The sequence below is a fragment of the Halomonas sp. KM007 genome (assembly GCF_050709225.1).
Classification (GTDB): Bacteria; Pseudomonadota; Gammaproteobacteria; order Pseudomonadales; family Halomonadaceae; genus Vreelandella; species Vreelandella hamiltonii.
In genome coordinates this window covers 1,449,285-1,469,313 of the sequence record NZ_CP136131.1, presented here as the reverse complement: position 1 = coordinate 1,469,313, position 20,029 = coordinate 1,449,285, and the positions used below count along the sequence as shown (strand labels likewise).

Genomic DNA, 20,029 nt, shown 5'->3' with positions numbered 1-20,029 from the left:
CCACTTTTTGCGGGAACCGTTATGCCTAAGCGTACCGATATCAACAGCATTCTTATCATTGGCGCTGGTCCGATCGTCATCGGCCAGGCCTGCGAATTCGACTACTCCGGCGCCCAGGCCTGTAAAGCGCTGCGCGAGGAGGGCTACCGGGTCATTCTGGTGAACTCCAACCCGGCCACCATCATGACCGACCCGGCCATGGCCGATGCCACCTACATCGAGCCGATCACCTGGCAGGCGGTTGAGAAAATTATCGAAGTCGAGCGCCCGGACGCCATTCTCCCCACCATGGGCGGCCAAACCGCGCTGAACTGCGCGCTGGATCTTGAAAAACATGGCGTACTTGCTAAGTACAGTGTTGAGATGATCGGCGCCAACGCCGACGCCATTAATATGGCGGAAGACCGCGACCTGTTCGACCAAGCCATGAAGCGCATTGGCCTGGAGTGCCCGAAAGCCAAAGTAGCGCATACCATGGACGAGGCGTGGGAAATTCAGGCAGAGCTTGGCTTCCCGACCATCATTCGCCCTTCCTACACCATGGGCGGCTCCGGCGGCGGTGTGGCGTACAACAAGGAAGAGTTCGAAGAGATCTGTACCCGTGGGTTCGAGCTTTCCAACAATCACGAGCTGCTGATTGATGAGTCGCTGCTGGGTTGGAAAGAGTACGAAATGGAAGTGGTGCGCGACAAAAACGATAACTGCATTATCGTTTGCGCCATCGAAAACTTCGACCCCATGGGCGTACACACCGGCGACTCGATTACCGTCGCGCCTGCCCAGACGCTGACCGATAAAGAGTACCAGATCATGCGCGACGCCTCTCTGGCCGTGCTGCGCGAGATCGGCGTGGAAACCGGGGGGTCGAACGTGCAGTTCGGTATGGACCCGAAAACCGGTCGCATGGTGGTGATCGAGATGAACCCGCGGGTGTCGCGCTCCTCGGCGCTGGCGTCCAAGGCTACCGGTTTCCCGATTGCCAAGATCGCTGCCAAGCTGGCGGTGGGTTACACCCTGGACGAGCTGCAGAACGATATCACCGGCGGCCAGACCCCGGCGTCGTTTGAGCCGTCCATCGACTATGTCGTGACCAAAATTCCGCGCTTTACGTTCGAGAAATTCCCCCAAGCGAACGACCGCCTGACCACCCAGATGAAGTCGGTGGGTGAAGTGATGGCGATTGGCCGTACCTTCCAGGAGTCGCTTCAGAAAGCGCTGCGCGGCATGGAAACCGGCAACGACGGCCTCGACCCGATCATCACCGAGTTCACCGACGAAGCCATGGCCCAGATCAAGGGCGAGCTGCAGGCAGCGGGTGCCGAGCGCATCTTCTTCGTCGCCGACGCCATGCGTGCGGGCATGAGCGTGGATGAGATCTTTGCGCTGACCAACATCGACCGCTGGTTCCTGGTGCAAATGGAAGACCTGATTCTCACCGAAGCCGCCGTGTCCAAGCGCGCCCTGGCAGAGTTCTCGGCGCGTGAGCTGTTCCAGCTCAAGCGCAAGGGCTTCTCCGATGCGCGGCTGGCGAAGCTGCTGGGCGTCTCCGAGAAGGAGTTCCGCAAGACGCGTCAGGCAGCAGGCATTCGCCCAGTCTACAAACGCGTGGACACCTGTGCCGCCGAGTTTGCTTCCGATACCGCCTACATGTACTCCACTTATGAAGAGGAGTGCGAAGCGGACGTGTCGGATCGTCAGAAGATCATGGTGCTGGGCGGTGGCCCGAACCGTATCGGTCAGGGTATCGAGTTCGACTACTGCTGTGTGCACGCCGCCTTCGCCATGCGCGACGACGGCTATGAAACCATCATGGTCAACTGCAACCCGGAAACCGTCTCCACCGACTACGACACCTCCGACCGTCTCTACTTCGAGCCGGTGACGCTGGAAGACGTGCTGGAAATCGCCGACAAGGAGAAGCCGGTGGGCGTCATCGTCCAGTTCGGCGGCCAGACGCCGCTGAAGCTGGCTCGCGAGCTGGAAGCCGCAGGCGTGCCGATCATCGGTACCACGCCGGACGCCATCGATCGCGCCGAAGACCGCGAGCGCTTCCAGGTGATGATCGACAAGCTCGGCCTGAAGCAGCCGCCCAACGCCACGGCCCGGAGCTTCGAAGAAGCCTTCACCAAGGCCGAGAAGATCGGCTACCCGCTGGTCGTGCGCCCCAGCTACGTACTAGGTGGCCGTGCCATGGAGATCGTCTACGATGCCTCCGAGCTCGAAAACTACATGACCAACGCGGTGAAGGTCTCTAACGACTCTCCGGTACTGCTGGATCACTTCCTGAGCGCGGCGGTGGAAGTGGATATCGATGCGGTCTCTGACGGCCAGCAGGTCGTGATTGGCGGTATCATGCAGCACGTTGAGCAGGCGGGCGTTCACTCTGGCGACTCCGCCTGTGCGCTGCCGCCTTACTCGCTGCCTGCCGACGTGCAGGACGAGATGCGTGAGCAGGTCAAGAAAATGGCCGTAGAGCTGGGCGTAAAAGGTCTGATGAACGTGCAGCTCGCGTGGCAGGATGGCGAGATCTACGTGATCGAGGTCAACCCCCGTGCATCGCGTACCGTGCCGTTTGTTTCCAAGTGCATCGGCACCTCGCTGGCCCAGATTGCCGCGCGCTGCATGGCTGGTAAGACGCTGGCCGAGCAGGGCTTCGAACGTGAGATCGTGCCGCACTTCTATAGCGTCAAAGAAGCGGTCTTCCCGTTCAACAAGTTCCAGGGCGTTGATCCAATTCTCTCGCCGGAAATGAAATCCACCGGTGAAGTGATGGGCTCCGGCGATACCTTCGCTGAAGCCTTCTTCAAGGCGCAGCTAGGCGCGGGCGAAGCGATCCCAGCGCTGGATGGCGACCGTAAAGCGTTCCTGTCAGTGCGTGAACCTGACAAGCAGGGGATTATCGAAGTGGCCCGTTCTCTGCTAACATTGGGCTTCACACTTTGTGCAACACGCGGCACGGCAGCAGCGATTGAAGCCGCCGGGCTACCCGTGGAGCACGTCAATAAAGTCTACGAAGGCCGTCCCCATATCGTCGATCTGCTGAAGAACGACGAAATCGCCTACATCGTGAACACTACCGAAGGTCGTCAGGCAATTAACGACTCTTCGATCATTCGCCGTACTGCTCTCGCGCGCAAGGTGCCCTATGCGACCACCTTGGCGGGCGCTAATGCTGTTTGCATGGCGCTAGAGTACGGTAGGGAGATTACGGTGCGGCGCCTTCAGGATCTGCATGCAGGAGCAAGTCAATGAACAAGGTCCCGATGACGGTAGCGGGAGAAAAAAGCCTTCGCGAAGAGCTCAACCACTTGAAGGGCGAAGCTCGCCCTCAGGTGATTGCGGCCATCGCTGAAGCGCGTGAACACGGCGACCTAAAGGAGAACGCCGAGTACCACGCCGCCCGTGAACAACAGGGGTTTATTGAAGGCCGTATTCAGGAAATCGAGAGCAAGCTCTCTGGCGCCCAGGTGATTGATGTCACCAAGCTGCCGAAAACCGGCAAGGTGATCTTTGGCGTCACCGTGTCACTGCTGAACCTGGACAGCGACGCCAGCGTGACGTACCGCATCGTGGGTGAAGACGAAGCGGACATCAAGGCCGGGCGTATTTCCGTGACATCGCCCATTGCCCGCGCGCTGATCGGCAAGGAAGAGGGCGACGTGGTGGTGGTGAAAACCCCCGGTGGCGACGTGGAGTACGAAATCGAGAGCGTCGAGCACCTTTGATCACGTTCCGCTAGCGCCATGAAAAAGGCCCGGTGCAGTTTTCTGTACCGGGCCTTTTCGTCTGGTGCTGTTTTATGATGGGCGCCAGATCCGTTCAGCCAAGCGTCCGCTCAGCCAAACGGTCCTGCGTCAGTGCCGCCCGTGGTGGTTCTCGAAGCGGGTCACGTTGGAGAGCTTGGGGTTGGCCTTGGGGTTGCGACGGTACAGCAGCGCCATCTTGCCGATGGTTTGCACCAGCTCGGCCTTGCTGTCAGCCAGCAACTCGTTGATCATCGCGGCGCGATCCTCCCGCTCGGGCAGGGCGAGCTTCACTTTGATCAGCTCGTGGTCGTTGAGCGCGCGGCTGAGTTCTGCGAGCAGGTTTTCGGAGACGCCGTTCTCAGAAACGGTGACCACGGGGTTCAAATGGTGGCCAATGCTACGAAATGCTTTCTTTTGTGCCTGTGACAAGCTCATGGTATCTTGCGGTATCCCGGTTAGCGCTTAACGTTCCATCTTACGGTGAAATGCCGCCAAGTGAAAGCAATCCCGTCAATGCGCCCATCTCTTATTCCAGCGTCAGATGCCCCTATGCAGCAAAAGCCTCCAAGCCGTAAACATTCAGTGAGCAAAACCAGCAACAACTGGAAGAAAGAACATTTCGACGACCAGTACGTGAAACAGAGCTGGCAGGATGGCTATCGCTCTCGGGCAAGCTACAAGCTGCTGGAGCTGGATGAGAAGGACAAGCTGTTTCGCAATGGCATGACGGTGATCGACCTGGGTGCAGCGCCCGGCGGGTGGAGTCAGATCGCCGCTGAGAAGGTTGGTCCGGAAGGTGTCGTGATCGCCTCCGACATTCTGGAGTTGGACGCCCTGGCAGGGGTCGACTTCATTCAGGGCGACTTTACCGAAGAGCGTGTACTCAATGCGATTCTCGAGCGGTTGGGAAATCGACCGGTAGACCTTGTTATGTCCGACATGGCCCCCAATATGAGTGGTATGGCCGCCATCGACCAGCCGCAGGCCATGTACCTTGTCGAGCTTGCTCTGGAGCTGGCGCGTGAAACGCTCTCGCCCAAGGGGCGTTTTCTGGTCAAAGTGTTTCAGGGGGAGGGCTTCGACACCTATTTGAAGGAGCTGCGCGGCAGCTTTCAGCGCGTAGTGACCCGTAAGCCGGATGCTTCACGGGCCCGTTCACGAGAAGTCTATTTTCTGGCCGAAGGCTTTCGCGGTTAGCGAGTGACCGCGTGCATGGCCACGATAGCGACGATTTATCACCACGATTGCCAGACAGGCAGGCGTAAGGTGTGTCACATTATGCACATTGGACGAGCGTGACACAGATGGCCCAGGGCGTTATGCGCTTTGGCAATGGTTGAACGTTAAACTCTAGTGTAAGGTCTGAGTATTAACGGTTAACTGACGGATTCTTGTAATGAGGGTAGCCCCTTGAACGATATGGCGAAGAACCTGATTCTGTGGTTGGTCATCGCGGCCGTTCTGCTGACAGTGTTCAACAATTTCAGTACGGAAAGCGCGCCGCAAAGCACCAACTACTCCCAGTTTGTGCAGCAGGTGCAAAATCAGCAGATCCGCAGCGTCACCATCGATGGGTATACCATCACCGGTGAGCGGACCGATGGTTCGCAGTTCCAGACCATCCGCCCTGCCGCAGAAGATCCCAAGCTGATCGACGACCTGCTGAGCAACAATGTCACGGTGGTCGGCAAGGAGCCTGAACAGCAAAGCATCTGGACGCGGCTGCTGATTGCCAGTTTCCCGATCCTGCTGATCCTGGCGATCTTCATGTTCTTCATGCGCCAGATGCAAGGCGGTGCCGGTGGCGGCAAGGGTGGCCCGATGAGCTTCGGCAAGTCGAAGGCCAAGCTGCTCTCGCAAGACCAGATCAAGACCACCTTTGCTGACGTGGCGGGCTGTGACGAGGCCAAGGAAGAGGTGGAAGAGCTGGTCGACTTCCTGCGCGACCCCACCAAATTCCAGCGCCTGGGAGGCACCATTCCCCGTGGCGTGCTGATGGTCGGTCCTCCCGGTACCGGCAAGACGCTGCTGGCCAAGTCCATTGCCGGTGAGGCCAAGGTACCGTTCTTCTCCATCTCGGGTTCCGACTTCGTCGAAATGTTCGTGGGCGTGGGTGCGTCCCGCGTACGCGACATGTTCGAGCAGGCCAAGAAGCAGGCGCCCTGCATCATCTTCATCGATGAGATCGATGCCGTGGGTCGCTCGCGCGGCACCGGCATGGGCGGCGGTAACGATGAGCGCGAACAGACGCTGAACCAGCTGCTGGTCGAGATGGACGGCTTCGAGGCCAACGAAGGCATCATCGTGATTGCAGCCACCAACCGTCCGGACGTACTCGACCCCGCGCTGCTGCGCCCGGGCCGCTTCGACCGTCAGGTAACCGTGGGCTTGCCGGATATTCGTGGCCGTGAGCATATTCTGGGCGTTCATCTGCGCAAGGTGCCGCTGGCCGATGACGTGAAGCCGCAGCTGATTGCCCGTGGTACGCCTGGCTTCTCCGGTGCCGACCTGGCCAACCTGGTGAACGAGGCTGCCCTGTTTGCGGCGCGTCGTAACAAGCGCCTGGTAGGCATGGAAGAGCTTGAGCTGGCCAAGGACAAGATCATGATGGGCGCCGAGCGCAAATCCATGGTCATGACCGATAAAGAGAAGCTGAATACGGCCTACCACGAGTCAGGTCACGCTATTATTGGTTTGGTAGTACCAGGGCACGACCCTGTCTATAAGGTGACTATCATCCCGCGTGGTCGTGCGCTGGGCGTGACAATGTTTTTGCCGGAAGAGGATCGCTACAGCCTCTCTCGTCAGCAAATTCTCGGTCAGATTTGTTCGCTGTTTGGTGGCCGTATCGCCGAAGAGATGACGTTAGGCCCCAATGGTGTGACCACGGGCGCCTCGAACGATATTAAGCGTGCCACCGAGCTTGCTCACAATATGGTGGCTAAGTGGGGCCTTTCGGACGCCATGGGTCCGATCATGTACGACGAGGATGAGTCTCACCAATTCCTTGGTGGCCCTGGTCAGGGCGGCAAGCTGAAGTCCGGCGAAACAACCACGCGTCTTGATAAAGAAGTACGCAAGATTATTGACGAATGCTACGAGCAAGCGCGCCAGATTCTGCATGATAATCGCGACAAGCTGGATGCCATGGCCGAAGCGTTGATGAAGTACGAGACCATCGATGCGCATCAGCTGAAGGACATCATGGAAGGGCGTGACCCTCGCCCGCCGGAAGGCTGGGGTGACGGTGACTCTTCGGGTGGCGGCTCTCCGGTAGGTGGCGACAAGCCGGAAGCGAAACCAGAAGAGCCTGAAGCTTCCTCGGAAGGCGATAGCGAAGAAGACGATGACGAGCCGCGTCGTCGCCCTTCGGACCCGCTGGGTGGGTCGGCGGGCTCGTGAGCCAGGCCATCACGCCAACCAGCAAAGGCGCCCCAGCGGGGCGCCTTTTTGTTATCCTGTGGCCAATGACAGTGAATTTTTTTGATTTCAGGCGGCAAGATGAACCCGATCGTTGACCCTATCTCGGCTCCGCACGTCCCGGAAGATGCGTTTCACCTGCGCTGTGGTCGCCATTCGCTCGATCTCTCGTTTCCACGGGTGATGGGCATATTGAACGTTACTCCGGACTCGTTTTCCGACGGTGGGCAGCATGTGGCCCTCGATGATGCGCTGCGCCATGCCGAGCGCATGCTGGCGGAAGGCGCGGCGATGATCGATGTGGGGGGAGAGTCGACCCGCCCAGGTGCCACGCCGGTCACCGAGCAGCAGGAGCTGGACCGAGTGGCTCCGGTGGTGGAGGCGCTGGTGCGTGAGCTGGATGCGCTGGTGTCGGTGGACACCAGCAGCGCCCTGGTCATGCGCGAGGTGAGCGCGCTGGGAGCGGGCATGATCAACGATGTACGTGCCCTGGAGCGCGATGGCGCTCTGATGGCGGCGGCCAGCAGTGGCCTGCCGGTATGTCTGATGCATCGCCAGGGTGAGCCGCAGGACATGCAGCACTCGCCTGGCTACGATGTGCCGGTGGAGCAGGCCGTGGCGGCCTACCTGGCGGAGCGGGTCGCGGCCTGCGAAGCGGTGGGGCTGCGTCGTCATCGGCTGCTGCTGGACCCCGGTTTTGGCTTTGGCAAAACCGTCGAGCACAACCTGCGGCTGTTGAAGCACATGGCCTCGCTGAACGAGCTGGGCTTGCCGCTGCTGGTGGGCATGTCGCGCAAGAGCATGATTGGTAAGGTGCTGGGCCGTCCTGTGGAAGAGCGCCTGGCGGGAGGGCTGGCGCTAGCTGCCATGGCGGTGGAGCGCGGAGCCAAAGTGATTCGGGTGCACGATGTAGGGCCCACGGTGGATGCCGTGAATATGGCCTGGGCCGTGCTGCAAGAAGGCTGTGAGCCGCTCGTGAAGAAGGAGTCTTGACATGACGCGTCGTTATTTTGGTACCGATGGTATTCGTGGCACGGTAGGGCAGGCGCCGATTACGGCTGATTTCATGCTCAAACTGGGTTGGGCTGCCGGGCAGGTGTTGCGTCGCGAAAAGGGCCGCACCCGGGTGTTGATCGGTAAGGATACGCGTATTTCCGGCTATATGTTCGAGTCGGCGCTGGAGGCGGGACTGTCTGCCGCCGGGGTGGATGTGTCGCTGCTGGGGCCGATGCCCACGCCGGGTATTGCCTACCTGACGCGCACTTTCCGGGCGGATGCCGGGATCGTCATTTCGGCCTCGCACAACCCCTTCGATGACAACGGCATCAAGTTTTTCTCTGCCGAAGGCAAGAAGTTGCCCGATGAGATCGAAGACCGTATCGAAGCCATGCTGGAAGCGCCGCTGACCACGGCCGAGGCCGCGCAGCTTGGCAAGGCGACGCGTATCGACGATGCAGCGGGCCGCTATATCGAGTTCTGTAAATCCACGCTGCCGGACAGGCTGAGCCTGCATGGCCTGAAAGTGGTGCTGGATTGCGCCCATGGGGCCACTTACCATATCGCCCCTAGCGTATTCCGCGAGCTGGGGGCCGATGTCAGCGTGATTGGGGCGTCTCCCGACGGATTGAATATCAACCAACAGGTGGGTTCCACCCATCCCGCTGCGCTACGTGCCGCGGTCATTCAGCAAGGGGCCGATCTGGGCGTGGCCTTCGATGGCGACGGCGACCGCGTGCTGCTGGTGGATGCCGATGGCCGAGAAGTGGATGGCGATGACATTCTTTACCTGATCGCCCGTGACCGTTTCGAGCGTGGCCTGCTGGAAGGTGGCGTGGTGGGCACCCTGATGAGCAATTTTGGGCTGGCCATGGCGCTGGAGCGGCTGGGTATTCCCTTCCTGCGCGCCAAAGTGGGCGACCGCTTCGTCATGGAGATGATGGCTGCCAACGGTTGGGAGCTGGGGGGCGAGGCTTCGGGGCATATCGTGTGTGGTCATGTGCAGAGCACCGGCGACGGCATCGTGTCCGCGCTGCAGGTGCTGGCCTTGATGGTTCGCGAGCAGAAGCCGCTGCCTGCCCTGCTCAAGGGGCTCGAAAAAGTCCCTCAGTCGCTGGTCAACGTGCGGCTACCGGCAGGCTCCGATGCCCGTCAGGTAATGGCAGCTCCGCCCTTGCAGGACGCCGTGGCGGCGCTGGAAACCGAGCTGGGCGATCAGGGGCGCGTGCTGCTGCGCGCCTCGGGGACGGAGCCACTGATTCGGGTCATGGTAGAAGGCCGTGCCCATCTGGATGTCGACCGTCTGGCGAATCGGCTGGCACAGCAGGTGCAGGCGCTGCTGGGTGACGACTCCGGCAAATAACGCAGGACTCGTCACAGCGGTTGTCTTGACAAGGCGGCTCCTATACCATTTCGCTCCACCTGGATTGAGGATCACCCATGCGCACGCCCTTGATTGCCGGTAACTGGAAAATGAACGGTTCGGCGGCATTGATCGAGTCGTTTGGTAAAACGTTTGCCTCCGCCACGCTGCCGGAAGGTGTCGAGGTGGTCATTATTCCGCCTTTTCCGTACCTGGACATGGCGCGTCATGCCTTTGGTGATACGCCTTTGGCGCTGGGCGCGCAAACGCTCAATCCTCAGCATTCCGGCGCCCACACCGGTGAAGTCAGTGGACGCATGCTCAAGGAGTTTGGCGTTGGCTACGTGCTGGTGGGCCACTCCGAGCGTCGCCAGCTCTATCGTGAGAGCGACGAGCAGGTATTCAACCGGTTGGTAGCCGCGCTGGATGTCGGCTTGACGCCGATTCTGTGTGTCGGCGAGACCCTCGAGGAGCGTGATGCCGGCCAGACCATGGACGTGGTCTTGCGCCAGGTAGGCTACGTCATGGCGCGGCTGGAGCCAGAGCAGCGTCGCCAGGTGGTGATTGCCTACGAGCCTGTCTGGGCCATCGGCACCGGGCGCACGGCCTCGCCGGAGCAGGCGCAAGAAGTGATGGCAGGTATTCGTGCCTACCAGGCAGGGTTCGATGCGTCGCTGGCCGAGCAGTTGAAGCTGCTTTACGGCGGCAGCATGAATGCAAGTAATGCGGCAGAGCTGCTTGCTCAGCCGGATATCGACGGCGGTTTGGTGGGCGGTGCCTCGCTTAAAACCGACGATTTCTACGCCATTTGTCAGTCAGCAGGATAACGCCATGCAAGTTGCAATTCTTATGGTTCATGTGGTGATTGCGGTCGCCCTGGTAGTACTCATCCTGCTTCAGCAGGGTAAAGGCGCTGAGGCGGGGGCTGCCTTCGGTGGCGGCGCATCGCAAACGGTGTTTGGTTCGCGGGGTAGCGGTAACTTCCTTTCTCGCACCACGGGTGTGCTGGCGGCGGGCTTTTTCGTCACATCCATGGCGCTGGCGTACTTTGCTACCCAGGCAGGCCAGGCACCGGAAGCGGGCATTCCCGACGCACGCCTGATCGAGCAGCAGCGCAGCATTCCTACGCTTGACGACAGCCCTGCAAGTATGGATAATACCGCGCCAGTGCTTGAGGAAAGCGGAGAGTAATCAGCCGCGTTTTCTTTGGCCTCCCCTGATGCCGAAGTGGTGGAATTGGTAGACACGCTATCTTGAGGGGGTAGTGACCGTATGGTCGTGCGGGTTCAAGTCCCGCCTTCGGCACCATCTGTTTCGCTGGCTCGCCAGCTTCCCAGAGTATTTGCCAAAGAAAGTCAGGGTTGGCACCTGAGACGAAAACAGCACTTGACGTCGGTAGTTTAAGTGTCTATTATCGTCGACCTAGATTGATGCGGGGTGGAGCAGTCTGGTAGCTCGTCGGGCTCATAACCCGAAGGTCATCGGTTCAAATCCGGTCCCCGCTACCATTTGTTTAGCAACATTGCAGTGTCGTGAAGCAGTTCGCAATTTGCTTCAAGGCAGCGAAAAGATCGCACCATGTTGCTAAAATGGTATTACAGGTTTCTTTCGAAAAGCCCCTTCCTGTGAAGGGGCTTTTTGTTAGTAGCTTTTTTGCGAGCCAAGAGTGTCTCACGCGCGGACGTTGTTCAGTAGCCAGAGACACATTCCCAGGTAATGCCAATCAGCCTCCTGGCTTTTATCAAGACTCCTGGCCAGGCGCCTGATGCAACGGCTATAGGAGCTTTGTCTGTGGCCACAAAACACGCTGCGCTTCATGCGCTGATCGAACCCATCGTTGCCGCCATGGGCTTCGAGCTTTGGGGCATCGAGCATGTTTCCCAGGGCAAGCATTCGCGGCTGGTCATTTATATCGAGCGTGAGAGCGGCGTCAGCGTGGAAGACTGCGCTGATATCAGCCGTCAAGTCAGTGCCGTGATGGATGTGGAAGATCCGATTCCAGGCGAGTATCGCCTGGAGGTCTCGTCACCCGGTATGGCACGCCCCCTTTATTCTCTGGATCACTTCACTCGCTACCAGGGCCATCAGGTGGCGCTGAAGCTACGCCTCGCTTTCGATGGCCGACGCAAGTTCCAGGGGTTGTTGGCTGGGGTCGAAGGAGACGAAGTGCTGCTGCAAATGGAAGGCGAAGAGTACTGCTTTCCCATTGAAAGCATTGATGCTGCGCACGTTGTCCCGCAGTTCGAAGAATAACGGGTGGCGGCTTCCGGTAGATGCCGGGTCGACGCACAAAAGGACAGGTTTTCTGGCGAGGCATACGCATGAGTAAAGAAATCTTAATGGTCGTGGACGCGATCTCCAACGAAAAAGGCGTCCCCCGTGATGTAATTTTCGAAGCGGTTGAAGCCGCGCTGGCCAGCGCGTCGCGCAAGCGTTTCGAGCACGAAGAAGCCAATGTGCGGGTGCGTATCGACCGTAAAACCGGCGACTACGACACCTTCCGCTACTGGACCGTCGTGGAAGACGACGAGTTCGAGACGCCCGACTACGAAATCAAGCAGAGCATCGCCGAGCAGCGGGATCCGCCGCTGGCGTTGGGCGATGTGGTCGAGCAGAAGATCGAAAACGCCATGTTCGGCCGTATTGCCGCACAAACCGCCAAACAGGTCATCGTCCAGAAAGTGCGCGAAGCCGAGCGCGCTGAAGTCGTGCGTCAATACGCAGACCGTGAAGGCGAACTGGTGGCCGGTATCGTCAAGAAGACCACCCGTGATGGCCTGATCATCGACCTGGGCGAGAACGCCGAAGCGTTCCTGCCGCGCAACGAGATGATTCACGGCGAGCGCTACCGCATGAACGAGCGAGTGCGTGCGCTGCTGGTCAAGGTGGACCCGGATGCCCGTGGTGCCCAGCTGCAGCTGTCGCGTACCTGCCCGGAGTTCATCATCGAGCTGTTCAAGATCGAGGTGCCGGAAATCGCCGAGCAGCTGATCGAAATCAAAGGGGCGGCTCGCGACCCCGGCTCTCGGGCCAAGATCGCGGTGAAAACCAACGACCGCCGTATCGACCCGGTGGGCGCTTGTGTGGGTATGCGTGGTTCTCGGGTGCAGGCGGTCTCTTCCGAGCTGCAGAACGAGCGCGTCGATATCGTGCTGTGGGATGACAACCCGGCGCAACTGGTCATCAATGCCATGGCGCCTGCCGATGTGGCGTCTATTCTGGTGGACGAAGACGCCCACGCGATGGACGTGGCGGTCGCCCAGGACAACCTGGCCCAGGCCATTGGTCGCAGCGGCCAGAACGTGCGCCTGGCGTCCGAGTTGACCGGCTGGCGTATCAACGTCATGACCGAAGACGAGGCGGAATCCAAGCGCGAGCAGGAGATCGACAGCCTGGTGGACTCTTTCGTTCAGCACCTGGAAGTGGACGAAGACGTTGCCCGCCTGCTGGTTGAAGAAGGGTTCACCACCCTGGAAGAAGTTGCTTACGTGCCGCTGGAAGAGATGCTCGAAATCGAAGAGTTCGACGAAGAGCTGGTGGAAGAGCTGCGTGCACGCGCAAAAGACGAGCTGCTGACGATGGCGATTGCCTCGGAAGAAGCGCTGGACGGTGCCCAACCAGCGGATGACCTGCTGGAAATGGACGGTATGGAGCGCCACCTGGCCTTCATTCTCGCCAGCCGCGGCATTGTCACAATGGAAGATCTCGCCGAGCAGTCTGTCGACGATCTGGTCGATATCGAGGAGTTGGACGAAGCGCGCGCAGCGGCACTGATCATGACTGCCCGTGCGCCCTGGTTCGAAACCGACGACACATCGGATTCGAACACACAGTAAACAGGTCACGGGCTGAGGAGGGTCACTATGTCGGATATGACAGTTAAAGATTTTGCAGTGAAGGTGGGCCGCGATGTGCCCCGCCTATTGGAACAGATGAAAGAAGCCGGTTTGCAGCACGCCTCGGAAAGCGACGCCGTATCTGAAGAAGACAAGCAGACGCTGCTGAGCTTTCTGAAGAAGAGCCACGGCGGCAGCGACAACGAGCCGAGCAAGAACCGCATCACCCTGACGCGTAAAACCCGTAGCCGCATCAAGACCGGCGAGCGCGGTAAAACCATCGAAGTTCAGGTGCGCAAGAAGAAGACCTACGTCAAGCGTGAAGAAGAGAAGCCCAAGGCTGCCGAGCCCCAGCACTCTGGCCCGCGCCAGCTGGTAGGCGACATGGCCGAAGCGGAAGCCGAGCGCAAGGCGCAGGAAGCCCAGGCGGCAGAAGAGAAAGCCGTAGCCGCAAAAGCCAAGGCGGCTGAAGACGCTGCACGCAAGGCGACGGAAGAGCAAGCCAAGGCCAAGGCGGCAGAAGTGCCGGACATCGACGTGCCTGACCTGGAAATCGACGATGCACCGACGGGTGAAGACCTGCCGCCTGCACCGCCGAAGGAAGGCCGTACCGACCGTCGCACGGCACCGCCCAAGAAGACGGCTGCCAAGAAAAAAGGCCGCGACGATGACGACGATCGCGGTGATCGCGAAGAGCGCAAGCGTGGCGGTGGCGGCAAGAAGGTCAAGCGTGCCGAGCGCCGTGGTGGCCGTCGTGGCGGCGCAAGCCAGAGCGGCAACGGCAAGCACGGCTTCCAGAAGCCGACTCAGCCGATCGTGCGTGAAGTCTCGATCCCTGAATCGATCAGCGTGGCCGAGCTGGCCGACAAGATGTCGATCAAGGCCAACGAAGTCATCAAGGCCATGTTCACCATGGGCGCGGCGGTGACCATCAACCAGACCATCGACCAGGATACTGCGGCGATCGTCGTGGAAGAGATGGGCCACAAGGTCAAGCTGGTGAAGGACGACGCGCTGGAAACGGAAATGCTGGAAGGCATCTCCTACGAAGGCGAAGAGATCACCCGCTCACCCGTCGTGACGGTCATGGGTCACGTTGACCACGGCAAGACCTCGCTGCTGGACTACATCCGTCGTGCCAAGGTCGCCACTGGCGAAGCGGGCGGTATTACCCAGCACATCGGTGCTTACCACGTGGAAGACAACCACGGCGGCGTTACCTTCCTGGATACCCCCGGTCACGCGGCGTTTACCGCCATGCGTGCTCGTGGTGCCAAAGCCACCGACGTGGTCATCCTGGTCGTGGCTGCCGACGATGGCGTGATGCCGCAAACCGTTGAAGCGATCGAGCACTCCAAAGCGGCTGAAGTGCCCATGGTCGTGGCGGTGAACAAGATCGATAAAACGGGCGCGGACTTCGACCGCATTCGTAACGAGCTGTCACAGCACGGCGTGATCTCCGAAGAGTGGGGCGGTGACACTCAGTTTGTTCACGTGTCCGCCAAAACCGGCGAAGGCATGGAAGACCTGCTGGAAGCGATCCAGCTGGCCTCCGAAGTGCTTGAGCTGACGGCCGTTCCGTCGGCGCCTGGCAAAGGTGTCGTTGTCGAGTCTCGCCTGGACAAAGGCCGTGGCCCGGTGGCTACCGTGCTGGTTCAGAACGGTACGCTGAAGAAGGGTGATATCGTGCTGGCAGGCCTGCACTATGGTCGCGTTCGTGCGCTGACCAATGAGCTGGGTCAACAGGTCGATACCGCTGGCCCCGCCATGCCGGTCGAGATCCAGGGTCTCGACGGCACGCCGGATGCGGGTGACGACTTCATGGTCGTGGCCGACGAGAAGAAAGCCCGCGAAGTGGCCAACTTCCGTCAGGGTAAATACCGCGAAGTACGCCTGGCGCGTCAGCAGAAGGCCAAGCTGGAGAACATGTTCAGCCAGATGGGCCAAGACGAAGTGGCCAAGGTCAACATCGTCCTCAAAGCCGACGTTCAGGGTTCACTGGAAGCCATCAAGGGCGCTCTGGAAGAGCTCTCCACCGACGAAGTGCAAGTGGCGGTGGTCTCCTCCGGCGTGGGTGGTATCACCGGAACCGACGCCAACCTGGCGCTGGCGTCTGAAGCCATCGTGGTCGGCTTCAACGTACGTGCCGATGCCGCAGCCCGTGAGATCATCGAGCGTGAAGGCCTGGATCTGCGCTACTACAGCGTCATCTACCAGCTGATCGATGAGGTCAAGCAGGCGATGAGCGGTATGCTTGCCCCCGAGTGGAAAGAAGAGATCGTGGGTGTGGCCGAAGTACGCGACGTCTTCCGCGCGCCGAAGATCGGTGCGGTGGCCGGCTGTATGGTCGTCGAAGGCACGGTTTCCCGCAGCAAGCGTATCCGCGTTCTGCGTGACAACGTGGTCATCTACGAAGGCGAACTCGAATCGCTGCGCCGCTTCAAAGACGACGTGCAAGAAGTGCGTAACGGCATGGAGTGTGGCATCGGCGTGAAGAACTACAACGATGTCCAGGTCGGCGACAAGATCGAAGTCTTTGACCAAGTGAAGGTCGAGCGCAGCCTGTAAGGCCGCGCGAGGAGCAATCATGCGCGAATTCAAGCGTACCGACCGAGTAGCCGACCAGCTCCAAAAGGAGCTGGCGGTACTGATCCAACGCGAAGTGAAAGATCCGCGCTTGGGCATGGTCACGGTGAGCGGGGCCACCGTTAGTCGTGACCTTGGCTACGCCGATATCTACGTCACCCTGCTGGGTGAACAGGATCCCGAGCGTATCAAGGAGAACCTGCAGGTACTGAAACGTGCAGCAGGGTTTCTGAGAAGCCAAATCGCCCAGCGCATCAAGCTGCGTCACGTACCCGAACTGCGCTTTCATTTCGATGAAAGTGTGGTGCGCGGCCAGCACCTCTCATCGCTGATCGACGAAGCGGTCTCTACCGACCGTGCCCGCCAATCAGATGACGAGAACGACACCGACGCCCAGGGTGAGGAGACGCGCTAATGGCTCGTCGCCGTCGCGGATTACCGGTGAATGGCGTGGTGCTGCTGGACAAGCCCAAGGGCATTTCCAGCAACCATGCACTCCAGCGTGTGCGCCGTCTGTTCGAGGCGCAGAAAGCCGGGCATACCGGCACGCTGGACCCCATGGCAACGGGCCTGCTGCCCATTTGCCTGGGGGAAGCCACCAAGTTTTCCGCACACCTGCTGGAAGCCGACAAGATGTATCGCACCCGGGTCGAACTGGGCGTGATCACCGACACCGGTGATGCCGAGGGTAACGTCATCGAGCGGCGTGAGGTGCCAAGCCTCACCGCCGAGGATGTGGAGGCCGTGCTGGTCCGCTTTCGTGGCGAGATCGACCAGGTGCCGCCCATGTATTCGGCGTTGAAGCACCAGGGCAAAAAGCTCTACGAGCTGGCGCGTGAGGGCAAACAGGTTGAACGTGCAGCGCGGCGGGTTAGCGTGTATGATGCGCGCCTGCTGGCGTTCGAAGGCACGGCGTTCGAGCTGGAAGTCAGCTGTAGCAAAGGCACGTATATCCGTACCTTGGCCGAAGACATCGGTCACGCCCTGGGCTGTGGTGCCCACATCAGTCAGCTACGGCGACTCAAAACCGGGCCGTTCGATGGCGACGCGATGTGGACACTCGAGGCGTTGGAAGCACTGGCTAGCCAAGCCGACCGCGAAGCCGAACTCATGCCCGTGGATGTGCTGGTCGACCATCTGCCATCGCTGAACGTCGATGACACCTCGTTTGGCCGACTGGCCCACGGACAGTCAGCCGAGCTCACCGTCGATGAATTGGCACCCGATGCGTTGGCACGACTTTATCACGCCGAGACGTTTATCGGCCTTGGCGTTGTAAAAGGGCCGCAGGAAGTGGCCCCCAGGCGGCTGTTAAGCACGGTCGCTCGTTCGTAATATCGCGGTAAAACGTTGCAAGGATGTGGCGATTTGCGCGAAAATGGTCGCCTGAGACTGCAAATATGCGTGGTCTCACCCATTCATTTTTAGGCATATTGCTTACTGGAGAGACAGATGGCATTAACCGCTGAGAAAAAGGCCGAGATCGTCAACGAATACGGCCGCGGCGATAACGATACCGGTTCCCCTGAAGTTCAGGTTGCACTGCTGAGCGCCAACATCAACGGCCTGCAGGACCACTTCAAGACCAACAAGCAGGATCACCACTCTCGTCGTGGTCTGATCCGCATGGTAAACCAGCGTCGTAAGCTGCTGGACTACCTGAAGCGTAAAGATTTCGAACGCTATCAGTCTCTGATTCAGCGTCTGGGTCTGCGCCGCTAAGTTCTTAACGGCCATGATTCGAAACGGGCAGCTCCTTGTGAGCTGCCCGTTTTTTTGTTTCTGGTAGCCGTACGGCGCCTCAACGCCTAGAATGGTGGCGAGTCAAACGACCCAAGCGAAAAGACAAGTAGCTATTAATGTTAAAGGAAGTAGCCGTGAATCCGGTCAAAAAAACGTTCCAATACGGTCGCAGCACCGTCACCCTCGAAACTGGGCGTATCGCTCGCCAAGCCACTGGTGCCGTGATGGTCACCATGGACGACACCGTCGTCCTGTGTACGGTGGTGGCGAAGAAAGACGTCAATCCCGCCCAATCCTTCTTCCCGCTTTCGGTGCACTACCAGGAAAAGACCTACGCGGTCGGCAAGATTCCTGGCGGCTTCTTCAAGCGTGAAGGTCGCCCTACCGAGAAAGAGACCCTCACGTCACGGCTGATCGACCGCCCCATTCGCCCGCTGTTCCCCAAGGGCTTCATGAACGAAGTGCAGGTGATCTGTACCGTTCTGTCGACTGACCGCAACCATGACCCGGATATTGCGGCCATGCTGGGCACCTCGGCAGCGCTGAGCATCTCAGGCGTTCCGTTCAATGGCCCGATTGGCGCTGCGCGCGTTGGCTTCAACGAAGAGCAGGGCTACTTCCTGAACCCCACCGTCGAAGAGCTGACCACCTCCGAGCTGGACATGGTGGTGGCCGGTACCGAAAACGCCGTGCTGATGGTGGAGTCCGAAGCGCAAGAGTTGCTCGAAGACGAAATGCTGGGTGCCGTACTGTTTGGCCACCAGGAGATGCAAGTCGCGATCGACGCCATTAAAGAATTGACTGCCGACGCTGGTAAGCCGCGCTGGGAGTGGCAGGCGCCGGCAGAAAACGTTGCCTTGAAAACGGCCATGGCCGATGCCTTTGAAGCCAAAGTGGGTGAGGCGTACCGCATCACCGATAAAATGCAGCGCCAAGATGCACTCGCAGCGCTGAAAGACGCGGCCGTCGAACAGTTAGCGGCTGCCGAAGGCGAAGAGGAAGCGGAAGGCAAGTTCAGCAAGGATGACGTGAAAGGCGCGTTCGCAGCGCTTGAGAAGCGTGTGGTGCGCTCCCGCGTGGTCAAGGGCGAGCCGCGTATCGATGGCCGCGACAACGTCACCGTGCGTCCGCTGAACATCGAAGTCGGCGTGCTGCCGAAAACTCACGGCTCAGCCATCTTCACCCGTGGTGAGACCCAGGCCATTGCGGTCGCAACACTCGGCACGCTGCGCGATTCGCAGCTCATCGAGTCGCTGGAAGGCGAGCGTAAAGACCGCTTCATGCTGCACTACAACTTCCCTCCCTACTCGGTGGGTGAAGCGGGCTTCATGGGTGGCCCAAAGCGCCGTGAAATCGGCCACGGCCGTTTGGCGCGTCGCGGTGTCCAAGCGATGCTGCCATCCGAAGAAGAGTTCCCCTACACCATCCGTGTGGTGTCGGAAATCACCGAATCCAATGGCTCTAGCTCCATGGCGTCCGTGTGCGGCTCCTCGCTGGCGTTGATGGATGCGGGCGTTCCGCTGAAAGCCCCGGTAGCGGGTATTGCCATGGGCCTCGTCAAAGACGAAGACGGCTACGCGGTGCTGACCGATATCCTGGGTGACGAAGACCACCTGGGTGACATGGACTTCAAAGTGGCCGGTTCTGAAGAGGGCGTCACTGCCCTGCAGATGGACATCAAGATCGAGGGCATCAACGAAGAGATCATGGAGACTGCGCTGCAACAGGCCCACGATGCGCGCATCGGTATCCTGGCGCAGATGAACGCCGTGATCAGCCAGAGCCGTAACGAGGTGTCGGAAAACGCCCCTTCCATGGCGACGATCAAAATCGATCCGGACAAGATTCGCGACGTCATCGGCAAGGGCGGCGCCACCATTCGTAAGATTTGCGAAGACACCGGCGCATCGATCGATCTTGATGACGATGGCACCGTTCGCATCTACGCCGAAGACAAAGCCGCTGCCAAGAAAGCGATCGATACCGTACTGGCGATCACCGCCGAAGCGGAAATCGGCAAGCTGTACAAAGGCAAGGTCGTACGTATCGCCGACTTTGGTGCGTTCGTGAACATCATGCCGGGAACCGATGGCCTGGTGCACATCTCGCAAATCGTCCAGGAGCGCGTCAATAACGTGCGCGACTTCCTGAACGAAGGCGACGATGTCATCGTGAAGGTGTTGGATATCGACAACCGCAACCGCGTGAAGCTCTCGATCAAAGAGATCACCGAAGAAGAGAAAGCAGCGTTTGAAGCTGCCGAGGCGGACGTCGCTAGCTAACGAGTGCTCAGCGTAGGATTTACCGCCCCCGCAGCCCTTGGCTGTGGGGGCGGTGTC

16 protein-coding genes and 2 tRNA genes are annotated in these 20,029 nt (G+C 59.7%); 17 read left to right on the top strand and 1 reads right to left on the bottom strand.

The genetic code is table 11. The annotated features are described in order from the left end of the window. The first annotated feature begins 21 nt into the window (after window positions 1-21). Entirely contained in the window at window positions 22-3,252 is a 3,231-nt protein-coding gene (carB, locus tag RVM27_RS06810; RefSeq protein WP_498957634.1) for a carbamoyl phosphate synthase large subunit, read from the top strand. Further along, window positions 3,249-3,725, top strand: coding sequence for a transcription elongation factor GreA (greA, locus tag RVM27_RS06805; RefSeq protein ID WP_044629467.1), 477 nt, complete (start codon window positions 3,249-3,251; stop codon window positions 3,723-3,725). Before carB ends, greA begins: the two co-directional genes overlap by 4 nt. 129 nt (window positions 3,726-3,854) lie before the next feature. Here greA and yhbY read toward each other — a convergent pair whose 3' ends face one another. After that, window positions 3,855-4,181 carry a ribosome assembly RNA-binding protein YhbY gene (gene yhbY / locus RVM27_RS06800; RefSeq protein WP_287806458.1) on the bottom strand — a complete coding sequence of 109 codons (327 nt, stop codon included), beginning with the start codon at window positions 4,179-4,181 and terminating at the stop codon, window positions 3,855-3,857. Between the two features lie 114 nt (window positions 4,182-4,295). Here yhbY and rlmE point away from each other — a divergent pair, with 114 nt between their 5' ends. The 15 genes from rlmE to pnp all read left to right on the top strand — a co-directional run bounded on the left by rlmE (window position 4,296) and on the right by pnp (window position 19,972). Next, window positions 4,296-4,943, top strand: coding sequence for an RlmE family RNA methyltransferase (rlmE, locus tag RVM27_RS06795; protein ID WP_498939953.1), 648 nt, complete (start codon window positions 4,296-4,298; stop codon window positions 4,941-4,943). Between the two features lie 213 nt (window positions 4,944-5,156). After that, window positions 5,157-7,148 carry an ATP-dependent zinc metalloprotease FtsH gene (gene ftsH, locus RVM27_RS06790; RefSeq protein WP_287806461.1) on the top strand — a complete coding sequence of 664 codons (1,992 nt, stop codon included), beginning with the start codon at window positions 5,157-5,159 and terminating at the stop codon, window positions 7,146-7,148. 99 nt (window positions 7,149-7,247) lie between these two features. Next, window positions 7,248-8,159 carry a dihydropteroate synthase gene (gene folP, locus RVM27_RS06785; protein WP_498957633.1) on the top strand — a complete coding sequence of 304 codons (912 nt, stop codon included), beginning with the start codon at window positions 7,248-7,250 and terminating at the stop codon, window positions 8,157-8,159. 1 nt (window position 8,160) lies between these two features. Further along, entirely contained in the window at window positions 8,161-9,525 is a 1,365-nt protein-coding gene (glmM, locus tag RVM27_RS06780; protein WP_498957632.1) for a phosphoglucosamine mutase, read from the top strand. A 77-nt stretch (window positions 9,526-9,602) separates the two neighbouring features. Next, a complete protein-coding gene (gene tpiA / locus RVM27_RS06775) occupies window positions 9,603-10,352 on the top strand; it encodes a triose-phosphate isomerase (protein ID WP_287806467.1) in 750 nt (249 codons plus the stop codon). Window positions 10,353-10,356: 4 nt separating this feature from the next. Then, window positions 10,357-10,716 carry a preprotein translocase subunit SecG gene (gene secG / locus RVM27_RS06770; RefSeq protein WP_016915922.1) on the top strand — a complete coding sequence of 120 codons (360 nt, stop codon included), beginning with the start codon at window positions 10,357-10,359 and terminating at the stop codon, window positions 10,714-10,716. Between the two features lie 30 nt (window positions 10,717-10,746). Then, window positions 10,747-10,833 (top strand) — tRNA-Leu (locus tag RVM27_RS06765). 123 nt (window positions 10,834-10,956) lie between these two features. Next, a tRNA-Met gene (locus tag RVM27_RS06760) sits at window positions 10,957-11,033 on the top strand. 283 nt (window positions 11,034-11,316) lie between these two features. Next, window positions 11,317-11,778: a ribosome maturation factor RimP gene (gene rimP, locus RVM27_RS06755; protein ID WP_081138051.1), complete on the top strand. Its 462-nt coding sequence runs from the start codon at window positions 11,317-11,319 to the stop codon at window positions 11,776-11,778. 68 nt (window positions 11,779-11,846) lie between these two features. Continuing rightward, window positions 11,847-13,361: a transcription termination factor NusA gene (nusA, locus tag RVM27_RS06750; protein WP_039181366.1), complete on the top strand. Its 1,515-nt coding sequence runs from the start codon at window positions 11,847-11,849 to the stop codon at window positions 13,359-13,361. A 27-nt stretch (window positions 13,362-13,388) separates the two neighbouring features. Then, entirely contained in the window at window positions 13,389-15,929 is a 2,541-nt protein-coding gene (gene infB / locus RVM27_RS06745; protein ID WP_287806474.1) for a translation initiation factor IF-2, read from the top strand. Window positions 15,930-15,948: 19 nt separating this feature from the next. Next, window positions 15,949-16,362, top strand: coding sequence for a ribosome-binding factor A (gene rbfA / locus RVM27_RS06740; protein WP_498957630.1), 414 nt, complete (start codon window positions 15,949-15,951; stop codon window positions 16,360-16,362). After that, window positions 16,362-17,282 (top strand): tRNA pseudouridine synthase B, encoded by a 921-nt coding sequence (truB, locus tag RVM27_RS06735; RefSeq protein WP_498957629.1) that lies wholly within the window; start codon window positions 16,362-16,364, stop codon window positions 17,280-17,282. The genes rbfA and truB overlap by 1 nt, the downstream gene beginning before the upstream one ends. 117 nt (window positions 17,283-17,399) lie before the next feature. Next, window positions 17,400-17,669 carry a 30S ribosomal protein S15 gene (gene rpsO, locus RVM27_RS06730; protein ID WP_009723734.1) on the top strand — a complete coding sequence of 90 codons (270 nt, stop codon included), beginning with the start codon at window positions 17,400-17,402 and terminating at the stop codon, window positions 17,667-17,669. Window positions 17,670-17,806: 137 nt separating this feature from the next. Beyond that, a complete protein-coding gene (gene pnp / locus RVM27_RS06725; protein WP_498957628.1) occupies window positions 17,807-19,972 on the top strand; it encodes a polyribonucleotide nucleotidyltransferase in 2,166 nt (721 codons plus the stop codon). Window positions 19,973-20,029: the final 57 nt, after the last annotated feature.

Coding starts and splice junctions, on each gene's coding strand:
- carB (WP_498957634.1), top strand. CDS start 22: ATGCCTAAGCGTACCGATATCAACAGCATTCTTATCATTGGCGCTGGT.
- greA (WP_044629467.1), top strand. CDS start 3,249: ATGAACAAGGTCCCGATGACGGTAGCGGGAGAAAAAAGCCTTCGCGAA.
- yhbY (WP_287806458.1), bottom strand. CDS start 4,181: ATGAGCTTGTCACAGGCACAAAAGAAAGCATTTCGTAGCATTGGCCAC.
- rlmE (WP_498939953.1), top strand. CDS start 4,296: ATGCAGCAAAAGCCTCCAAGCCGTAAACATTCAGTGAGCAAAACCAGC.
- folP (WP_498957633.1), top strand. CDS start 7,248: ATGAACCCGATCGTTGACCCTATCTCGGCTCCGCACGTCCCGGAAGAT.
- glmM (WP_498957632.1), top strand. CDS start 8,161: ATGACGCGTCGTTATTTTGGTACCGATGGTATTCGTGGCACGGTAGGG.
- tpiA (WP_287806467.1), top strand. CDS start 9,603: ATGCGCACGCCCTTGATTGCCGGTAACTGGAAAATGAACGGTTCGGCG.
- secG (WP_016915922.1), top strand. CDS start 10,357: ATGCAAGTTGCAATTCTTATGGTTCATGTGGTGATTGCGGTCGCCCTG.
- nusA (WP_039181366.1), top strand. CDS start 11,847: ATGAGTAAAGAAATCTTAATGGTCGTGGACGCGATCTCCAACGAAAAA.
- infB (WP_287806474.1), top strand. CDS start 13,389: ATGTCGGATATGACAGTTAAAGATTTTGCAGTGAAGGTGGGCCGCGAT.
- rbfA (WP_498957630.1), top strand. CDS start 15,949: ATGCGCGAATTCAAGCGTACCGACCGAGTAGCCGACCAGCTCCAAAAG.
- truB (WP_498957629.1), top strand. CDS start 16,362: ATGGCTCGTCGCCGTCGCGGATTACCGGTGAATGGCGTGGTGCTGCTG.
- rpsO (WP_009723734.1), top strand. CDS start 17,400: ATGGCATTAACCGCTGAGAAAAAGGCCGAGATCGTCAACGAATACGGC.
- pnp (WP_498957628.1), top strand. CDS start 17,807: ATGTTAAAGGAAGTAGCCGTGAATCCGGTCAAAAAAACGTTCCAATAC.